Below are 10,114 nucleotides of genomic sequence, written 5' to 3'. Positions count from 1 at the left end.
GAATGCCTTTCCTTGCGAATGGCCTGGTCTATCGCGGTTCACCGGAAGGGCCATCTCGTCATTGTGGACCCAACTCAGGAAATCTATCCCCCAGGCCTGGTATATCTGGGGATCGATCTTCCACGAACAATCTTTCTGCACCCCGCTTCTCCAAAGGATGCCTGCTGGGCCATCACCCAGGCTCTTCGCTGCTCTGCCACAGGAGCCCTTTGGGCGTGCATCGACCGCCTGGACACCAGAACCGCTCGTCGCTTTCAACTCGCCGCTGAGCAGGGCTCCACCGTGGGAATTTTCGTTCGCCCGTTCCCGGCTATCAACGAGATTTCCTGGGCCCAGGCACGCTTTCTCGTGCAACCTCAGCCGGCAGCCTGTGCTGAGGACACTTCCCAGCGTCGGCGTGTCAAGGTGACTGTGCTTCGGGCTCGCGGTCAATGGGAAAACGTTGCAGGGGAGGTGCTGATCGATGATCCGGCGGATCCTCTGTCTCAGACTTTTGGAACCTCATCCCTCTCCGCAAACCCATCCCTCAAAGCAGCATCCCTCCGGGCATAATCCCTCTTACAGCACAGATGAGAACAATCGGGAATCCCTTTTGTCGCTTCTTGCGGAGTTCTGTACTCGATATACTCCGCATATTTATTTCGATTCGCATTCTCCGTCTGACACATTATTCCTCGATCTTACTCATGTGCCTCACCTCATTAACGATGAAAAGTCATTCGTCATCCACCTACTAGCGGAATGTTATCGGCAGGGATTTCATCCGGTTGTGATCGCGATCACCGAAACCGCGTCGGCTGGCTGGGCCTTTACCCATTTCGCCTCCCTTGAAACAAATCGCCATCTATCTCGGGGATGGATTATTCCCCCGGGAAAAATGCGATGCTGGCTGCATTCTCTTCCCGTGGAAGCCCTTCGGGGCAAGGAGGAATGGCATGCCACCTGTCATGAACTCGGATGTCATACGATTGGAGACGTTCTCCGCCTCCCCCTTTCTGAATGGGAAGAACGTTTCGGAAAAGACTTTGGCCTCCGCATTCAGCAACTCCTGGGAGAACGCGAGGAAATTCTTCCTCCATATCACCCCTTACCCAAATTTGAATACAGTGTCTGCCTTGAATATCCCACAACATCGGCCGACGTTATCGACGGACATATATCGGCACTTTTGCACATATTAAGAAACGATCTTCTCAAAAAAGGGCAGGGGGCCTTGGAGTTGGTCATAACGTTCTTTTGTGACGATGCAAAACCTTTATCCATCACGATCACTCTCATCCATCCTACAGTCAATGCCGAAAAACTGTATGGTCTTTTTCAATTACACAAAGAGCAGTTACGTTTACCAGGGCCTGTCACGCAAATCTCGATGGCGGTCACGTGTACTGCCTCCCTCGAATGGGGTCAATCGACTCTCTTTCATCGCTCGGCTACCTCCTCATCCCGGGAATGGGCCGAACTTCTCGAGCGATTGGCTGCTCGGCTGGGGAAGGAACGCGTTTCCGAGGCGATCCTGGAGCCGGATCACGCACCCGAACATGTGACCCGGTGGAGGAGTTGCTTTGATCGGCGGCGAAAGCAGAAGAGTACTTTTTTATCCTTCGCCATTCTTTCGGGAGCGCGTCCCTGGCGGCTTTTGAACAAGCCTGTCCTCATTGAGGTGGTCATGGGAATTCCTTCAGGGCACCCCTATCGGTTCTTTTATCGCGGCGCATATAAAGAAATCGTGCGTTTCTGGGGACCCGAGCGAATTGAAACCGGATGGTGGCGTGGTGACACAATTCTGCGCGACTATTATCGCGTTGAAACAGCCGCCGGAGAGCATTACTGGATTTATCGGTGCCTCTACACTGGGCAATGGTACCTCCATGGAATATTCTGATATTCATTACAAATGGGGAGTGTCTATGGATTACCATGTTCATGTCAAAACGAATTTTTCTTTCCTTCAGGGGGCTTCCCATCCGGATGAACTTTTCCGGCAGGCCGCGGAGCTGGGGCTGAAAGGATTGGCTATCACCGATGAAGCCAGCGTGGCGGGAGTTGTTCGCGCCCATATCACGGCAAAAGAGCTGGGACTGAAACTCATCGTGGGTGCCGAGATTCATCCACAGGATAGTTTGCCGGTTGTTCTATGGGCCACCGATCGCCGTTCCTATGGACGGCTTTGTCGCCTCATCACAAAGGGCCGGCGCCAGGCTGAAAAGGGGCAGTACAGCCTCACCTTTCAGGATATTGTCGAGCACAGTGATGGTCTTCTGGCGGGGGTGATTCCAAAGGCGGCCAATGGGCAGCCCCTTCTTTTTCATCTTCAACAGTATGCAAAGGTCTTCTCAAAACGAGGATATCTTTTGGGAGAACTATCCCTCGGCCCGAACGACCGCCGGCGTCTGGAGTGGCTGCAAAGCCTGTCGCAGCGATCCCGTCTACCACTCGTAGCCGACGGGAATGTTTTTTATCACCATCCTTCCCGTGCTCCCTTGTATGACATCCTTACTGCTATTCGTATGGGAATGAGGGTCAGTGAACTGGGGGAACAGCGGTTTGCCAATGCCCAGAAATACCTGAAATCGCCCGAGGAAATGCGGGCGTTGTGGCACCGCGCGCCGGACGCCTGCGAACGAGCCGCGGAAATTGCCGGGCAGTGCCGCTTTTCACTTGATGAACTTCGGTATGAATATCCCGAGGAATTAGTTCCCCCTGGATACACACCGCTGGAGTATCTTCGCCATCTTACGTGGGAGGGAGCCCGCCAACGCTATCCTCAGGGAATTCCCGAAAAAGTTCGTTCGATTCTAGAACATGAACTTCGCCTTATCGGAGATCTCCACTACGAAGCGTATTTTCTCACCGTGTGGGATCTTGTCCGTTTTGCTCGGAGTCGGGGAATTCTCTGTCAGGGCCGGGGATCCGCCGCCAATTCCGCCGTGTGTTTCTGCCTGGGCATTACTGCCGTGGATCCTGACCGCATGGATCTTCTATTTGAACGTTTTGTCAGCCGGGAACGCAACGAAGCTCCCGACATCGATGTGGATTTTGAGCACGAACGACGGGAGGAAATTATTCAGTATATTTACAACAAATATGGACGGGAACGTGCCGGGATGACAGCCGAAGTCATCACCTACCGTCCTCGCTCTGCGGTCAGGGATGTGGGCAAGGCTCTCGGCTTTTCGCTGGAAGAAGTGGACCGCCTTGCCAGCACAATCGAGCGGTTCCACGAGGAGCCCGATCTCCTTGAACGCTGCCGCGAAGCGGGATTTGACACCCAGTCTCTTGCCACCCAACATCTTGTGGAATGGGCCACCACGCTCGTCGGATTTCCCCGACATCTCTCCCAACATACCGGCGGGATGGTCATCACGCACGGGCCGCTGTGTGAACTTGTTCCGCTTGAAAACGCGGCCATGCCCGACCGAACGGTCATTCAGTGGAATAAAGACGACCTTGATGAGCTGGGCATTCTCAAAGTTGATTGTCTATGTCTGGGAATGCTGACTGCTATTCGTAAAACATTTCAGACAATCAAAAAGCACTATGGTCGCGAAATCACTCTCGCCTCGGTTCCCGAAGGAGATGAAGGGGTTTATCAAATGATTCGCCGTGCCGATACGATGGGCGTCTTTCAAATTGAAAGTCGCGCCCAAATGAGTATGCTGCCCCGACTTCAACCTCGCTGCTTTTACGACCTTGTCATAGAGGTGGCCATTGTGCGTCCTGGGCCCATTCAGGGGAATATGGTTCACCCCTATTTACGCCGCCGTGCCGGTGAGGAACCGATCACATATCCCAATGAGGCCATTCGTGAGGTGCTGGGCAAGACCTTGGGTGTGCCCCTTTTCCAGGAACAGGCCATGCGACTTGCCATGGTGGCTGCCGGTTTTACTCCGGGTGAGGCCGACCAGTTGCGCCGGGCCATGGGAGCATGGCGGAGGCCGGGACTCATCGATGCGTTTCGCCGCAAACTCATCGATGGCATGCTTTCCAATGGCTTCAGTCCGGAATATGCCGAAGCGATATTCCAGCAAATTCGTGGTTTTGGGGACTACGGCTTTCCAGAATCACATGCAGCCAGCTTTGCCCTGCTGGTCTATGTTTCTGCATGGCTCAAATATCACTACCAGGCGGCCTTTACGGTGGGACTTCTCAACAGCCAACCGATGGGATTTTATGCTCCGGCCCAACTCATCGAAGACGCCCAGCGACACGGCGTCGAGGTCCGGCCGGTGGATGTCAATTTCAGTTTCTGGGATAGTGACCTGGAAAATGCGGATGCACCGACCAAATTGCTAACCGGAACCATTCTTTCATCTGATTCTTCTCAAACAAAGGAAGGGAATCCACGGCCGTTGTCAAAGGAAATAGCCGGGGAAACTCCATGTCCGTGGCATGCTTCTCCAAACCCCCATTTGGAAAGCAATACAAACAATTCTCCACCCTGTCCCGAATCAACGTTCTTTCCCGTAAAAGCCATTCGTCTGGGATTTCGCATGGTCCAGGGTATGCGACAAGCAGATGCCGAAAAAATTATCGCGGCCCGAGTGCACGGTCCCTTCACAAGTCTCAGTGACTTTGTACAAAGAACCAAACTCAGCAGGTCTGCTGTGGTTCGCCTCGCCCACGCAGATGCTTTCGCTTCCCTGGGCCTGACGCGCCGCGAGGCCCTCTGGCTGGCTATGAAGACGGCTCCCGACGCGCCTTCCCTTTTTACCTCCACCGCTGAGACGTGTTCTGCTCATTACCCACCGGAGCAATCCTCCCACCCGAATATAAAAGACCAGTCTTTCGAGAAGTCTCTTCTGCCTCAAATGTCAATGGCTGAGGAAGTGGTGGCTGATTATTCCATGCTTGGCCTGTCTTTAAAGGCACATCCTTTACGGTTACTCAGATCGGAGCTTGACCGTCTTCGTGTTACTCCAGCCATCAAATTGCAGGATATTCCTGATGGTTATCCTGTACGGGTGGCAGGAATGGTTCTCGTGCGTCAGAGACCCTCCACCGCTCGAGGAATCACGTTTATGACCCTGGAAGACGAAACAGGGATGATCAACCTGATCATCCGCCCTGATGTGTGGCAACGGTGGCGACTCGTTGCCCTCAACGCACCGCTCATTCTCGCGGTAGGACGGCTTCAAAAGCAAAGCGGGGTCATTCACGTCGTCGTCATACGCCTGGAAGATCTTTCCAGCAAACTTGCAGGATTAGAAGGACAATCTCGCGACTTCTGCTGATGTCTTTTTAATTTCGGCATTATTCGCTTGAAAAAAAGCCCATTCCTTATTCGGAATGGGCTATTCTTCGTTTAACACAATTCGCCGCTCAGCAATGCGGAGTCACTCACGGAAAACGCTTCATGAGTGCTTCCGCCCGGGCACGAATCTGGGCATTGCGACAGTGTTGCAGCACGGTTTGCAGAGCCTCCTTCAAACCCGGCACATTCCGATTCAGTTTTTCGGCAATGGTAACCACCGCATCACCGGCTGCCTCTTGGATGTCCGATTGTGCCACCAACTCCGCTGCCAGGGCGAGGGATTCCGGAGATGGATTCCGTCTTAGAACATCCAGAACCAGACGACGTTCGTCAGGACGTTCCGCCACGGAAAGCGCCTTCCGACACATTTCCAGGCGTTCCTGGTCGGGAACCCGGAACTGACGCGCCACGCGAATATAGGCCCGAATCAGCCGAACCCGATAACGGGGAGCCGCATTGCTCTCGATCAGCGACCAGATGACCGGAGCAACGTCCGCGGAGAGCCAATTTCCCAGGACGGCCGTCGCAGCATCCTGCAAATCGGCATCGGAACTTTTGGCAGCTTCCGCCACGGTAGCCAATGCCGTTTTTCCCCCTAAAACGCCGAGGAGTTCAAGCAGGTTGGCCCGAGCCGAAGCGGGAGCCGATTGCAACTGGGCAGCGATGAGTGCCGCCACCTTTTCCCGATCTCCAGCCCGTTGACAAGCCGTTCGCAGGGCCTCCATCAGCACAGCCCGTTCACTTTCCGACTCGGTTTGCACCAACTCTTTAACGAGGGTCACAATGTCATCGTCTCGAGCTACTTTCCCTAGCGCAGCCACTGCAGCCGCGCGTACTTCACTATCGTCGCTTCGCATCGCCTCGCGAATGGTCTTCAAACCTTCGGACGCTCGCCGCTGGCCCAATGCATTCAAAATGACGAGCAATTTGTCCTTGGCTGCACCGCTCGCTGCCTGCACCAGAGACTGATTGACTTCCTTCCCCGGTAAAATCTCCAGGGCCTCCCGAGCTTCCGCCGCTATCTGCTCGTCGGTGTCAACACTTGCCGCCAAAAGTATCGCGACGTCAGAGGCATCACCGATCTTGGCAAGTGAACGGAGAGCCGCCTGCCGCACTGCGCGCGGCCCTTGCTGGGCAAATTGCCGAACCGTCGGCAGTGCCTGTTTCGAGCCGATGTCCGCCGCCACTTCGAGGGCGACTGCGGCACGTGTCTCGGGCAGTTTGGTCACTGCCTCGGTGAGAACAGGCAAAACAGAATTGACGGGCAATTTTCGCGCCACCTGCATTGCCAGTTGGAAAAACTTTTCATTGTCAGAAAAGACCTGCTCCTTCCAGAGGTCAATACCGTCGGCGCCACGAGCGATGATCGCTGCCTGCAGTGCGGCCACGCGAATCGCTCCCGGCACGTCCGCGGATCGCACCGTATCCCAGAGCCTCAAGGCGAGATCCCGCTGACCAGCCGCGTTCAAACGCTCCGCACATGTCAGAAGCGCATCTGCCACGGCACTCCGTGCTGGCGGCCGATCGTCCTTGAGCGCCTTTGAGAGAATTTCTGCTGTCTCGGGTGTGGCGATGCGCCCCAGCGCGGACGCAGCGGCGTCCACAACAGCCAGGTCGGAATTCTCCAAAAGAGGAGCGATCAGCGACGTGGCGCCCTTATCCCGGCGATTGCCGATCGAGTTAAGAATCCCCAGGCGCACGCCTCCCTCGGCCTTCGCAAGGGCCTCTCGAAGAGCCTCATCCACTGCGGGCGAGGGAATCGGTTCCAGCGCATACCGTGCGTAGTGGGAAAACTTGGGATCGAGGAGCATTTCCTTCAGAACGGGCACGGCATCCTCGCCTCCGAGAACCGCCAATCGCTCGCACGCTACCGCTTTGTCGTGATCTGTTGCTGCGGGGTTTTTCAAGGCCGCGACCAACTGAGAGACGTCCTGCGTGGTCGCCAAATCTTGGGCTTCAAGCAGACCGGCGGCGCACACCAGAAGCAGCCCCAACCCGAAATGCAATACAGTTGTGGCACGCATTGTTTCACTCCCTGTTTGTTAAAAAATCAAAAATCAATGCCGATTTTTGCCGAAGTCGTAGTCCACCGAAAGTTCCTCAAATATGCCAGGGTTCTCGCAGTGCCCTGGAGCGGAGCCGATTGGCTTCCTCATCGCCGATGAACTCTTCCTTGACGGGATCGAACCGCACCTTGCGCCCCAGTTGCCACGCGATGTACGCGGCGTGACAGGCAATGTGCGACTGCGCCACGACACTGGCGTTGGAAGCCGGCTGCTTGCGGCTTTTCACACAATCCAGAAAATCGCGAATATGCGTTGAAGGATCTGTTCCCGCCATCGTGAAAACGGGCATTTCAGAGCGCAAGGATTCCGGAAAGACAGCGACCTGGCCACTGTCGCCCGTTTCCACCCAGCCTTCGTCCCCCTCAAAGCGAACACTGCACGTGCCCAGGCCCAGCCACCCGGTATCACGCATGATTAGCTTGACCCCGTTGGCGTAGGTGGCATGGACATGATTTCCCTGTGGCTCGTATTCAATGGGGGCTGTGTCGTCGGCCTGGTTCGCCCACTGACAGAGATCAACCGTGTGTGATCCCCATTCAAGAATACCGCCCCCGTGGAAATCGAAGAAGCCGCGCCACCCTCCATTAACATAGCGCTGGTTGAAGGGTCGCCACGGACACGGGCCCAGCCAGAGGTCCCAATCGCAGACATCTTTCGGCGGCTCCGGCTCGGCCGGCAACCAATCCCGCGTGGTCCGGGGATCCAGGGTGTTGGCATGAACCGTGTGAAGTTTTCCCAGCTTGCCGCTGTGTACGAGGTTAATTGCAAAGATAAAATTGCCGATATTCCGCCGCTGGGTGCCGGCCTGGTAAATCCGGCCATACCGGCGGATCGTGTCCGCCAGGGCCCGACTTTCGGCGATGGTCATCGAACAGGGTTTTTCACAGTAAATATCTTTACCGGCCTTGGCCGCCAATATAGAGGCCATCGTATGCCATCGGTCACCTGTCGCGATCAGGACGGCGTCAATATCGTCTCTATTGAGTACGTCAAACAGATAATGATAAGTCTGGCAATCGTTGTTTTGATAATGCTTATCAACCATCTCTTTGACGATCCGTCTTCGCTCGCTCTGTGGATCGGCCACAGCTACGAAGTGCACATCGGGGTTTCTTAAAAAGCATGACAGATCGGTCCTTCCCCGCGGTCCGATGCCGATCCCACCCATCACGATCCTTTCACTCGCTGCGACGCTGCCGTTAAGCCCAAGCGCCCGGCCGGACACGAGCAAAGGAACTCCCACGCTTCCCACAAGCACGGCGCTTCTTGATAAAAACTCACGCCGATTTAGTTGTGATGTGTGTTTAGATTTACTCATCGCTGGCATCTCCCTTTTTTACAGTACTCAACCACATTCCGGAGTTCGGTTGTTTTCCGGTAATACTTTCTCACATTTCAAGCCAACGGCGACTATCACGGCGTTTCCTTAACGCCGACTTTGCGTGTGAAATATTGTCTAATAGAGTGTCGCCCCCCGGCTGATTTGAGCTGCTTCGCGCCCGCGCAACACGATCCTCGACGTAAATTGATCACTCTGTCGGGTGTTTCAGTCCTTCCACGCGAAGTCCGCCGGACGGAGCCCTTTTTTGTAATCATTGTAACCGAAGTAATTCGGCTCATACGGTCCCACAAAATCGACGTTGGCCTTTTCTGGAATGCGATCCTCCAGCCCGACACACCAGTAGGCTGCGTTGACCACCAGGCGACGGAGTCCTTCGCTCTTAAAGTCTACGGCAGCGCCCATTGTCGTCGTGAATACCCGTCCTTTTTTACCGGGCGTGATTTCATACGTTCTCACCCAAGCCACGGGCATCATCGGATCGTTCTTGGGACCGGTCACCGGCGGATCGGAAGGATTCATTCCCGCCAGCACTTGCCCAAGCACTAAAGGCCGAGAATCACCTGGCAGTGGCAGCCGCACCCGATAGACGTCACTTGGCCCCCAGATGTCCTGGCAGCCCCTTACGATGGGATCGTTCTGCGCGTTGGGAGCGATCACGCCGCGTGTGCTTTCTTTATTGTGTGCTCCATGGTGAGCGATCCACGTCTCGCCCAAGACAACCCGGCCGAACCCGCCCTCCCAACCGGGCTCCCCGGAGTTCCAGCTAAACCGCGCATACATCCTATTCCGAGGAATATCGAAGGCATGGGTGGCCGTCCGAATTCCAATAACAGGCTTTCCCTGTTCAAGATAGTCCACAATATACTTCATCTGTTCATCGGGGAGGTTACGGAACCGGGTAAAAATAATCATCAAGTCTGCTTCTTTCAGCGCCTCCAATCCGGGAATATTATCCTGCACGTTGGGGGCGATTTCTCCCGCTGCAGGATCGATCGCAAAGAGCACCGTGCACGTGAAACCGTGATGCTTGGCGAGGATTTTTCCGAGCATCGGCAGGGCTTCTTCGGACCGGTATTCTTCATCGCCTGAGATGAGCACAATGTGCTTACCCGTGCCAGGTCCAGTCTTGCCCTCATACACAACCCATGGCTGCTGATCCGATTTGTCCGCCGAGAAAGCCAGGAAATTCCCACCAAGCCATAGTGTGGAAACGATAGCTGCAAGCAAACGCAGGTCAGTCAAGCGTCTCATCGGTGGCGTCTCCCAGTTCTCGTGAAGTTATTAAAGAAGAATTTGCTCGGGTTTTACACGAGATAACTGCGGTGGTTGGTTTTACGCGGTTTCAAGGAAGGTGGAGTACCTCGCGGCCTCTCCCCTGTTGAATCAACGGAATGTAATTCTCGAGAAATTCCACGGTCGCCGGATCGGTCAGATCCACAGCCGCTTTTCTTTCCG

At 55.1% G+C, this 10,114-nt stretch carries 5 protein-coding genes and 1 pseudogene; 3 read left to right on the top strand and 3 right to left on the bottom strand.

Annotation, left to right across the window (positions count from 1 at the left end):
- The 3 genes and pseudogenes from H5U08_RS04035 to H5U08_RS04025 all read left to right on the top strand — a co-directional run.
- Window positions 1–552: pseudogene (locus H5U08_RS04035) on the top strand (hypothetical protein); the annotation flags it as partial.
- A complete protein-coding gene (locus H5U08_RS04030; protein ID WP_297030442.1) occupies window positions 464–1,882 on the top strand; it encodes a hypothetical protein in 1,419 nt (472 codons plus the stop codon). The pseudogene H5U08_RS04035 and the gene H5U08_RS04030, both read left to right, overlap by 89 nt.
- Window positions 1,883–1,907: 25 nt before the next feature.
- Entirely contained in the window at window positions 1,908–5,231 is a 3,324-nt protein-coding gene (locus H5U08_RS04025; RefSeq protein WP_297030441.1) for an error-prone DNA polymerase, read from the top strand.
- A gap of 106 nt (window positions 5,232–5,337) precedes the next feature.
- Here the strand turns inward: H5U08_RS04025 and H5U08_RS04020 are convergent, their stop codons facing one another.
- The 3 genes from H5U08_RS04020 to H5U08_RS04010 form a co-directional block, all read right to left on the bottom strand.
- Window positions 5,338–7,275, bottom strand: a complete 1,938-nt coding sequence (locus H5U08_RS04020; protein WP_297030437.1) for a HEAT repeat domain-containing protein — start codon at window positions 7,273–7,275, stop codon at window positions 5,338–5,340.
- A 76-nt stretch (window positions 7,276–7,351) separates the two neighbouring features.
- Window positions 7,352–8,485, bottom strand: a complete 1,134-nt coding sequence (locus H5U08_RS04015) for a Gfo/Idh/MocA family oxidoreductase (RefSeq protein ID WP_297030443.1) — start codon at window positions 8,483–8,485, stop codon at window positions 7,352–7,354.
- A 378-nt stretch (window positions 8,486–8,863) separates the two neighbouring features.
- Window positions 8,864–9,910, bottom strand: a complete 1,047-nt coding sequence (locus tag H5U08_RS04010) for a ThuA domain-containing protein (RefSeq protein ID WP_297030435.1) — start codon at window positions 9,908–9,910, stop codon at window positions 8,864–8,866.
- Window positions 9,911–10,114: the final 204 nt, after the last annotated feature.

The sequence above is a fragment of the Thermogutta sp. genome, assembly GCF_014359955.1.
Taxonomy (GTDB): domain Bacteria; phylum Planctomycetota; class Planctomycetia; order Pirellulales; family Thermoguttaceae; genus Thermogutta.
The sequence above is the reverse complement of the archived record's forward strand: the minus strand, read 5'-3'. Positions and strand labels throughout refer to the sequence as shown.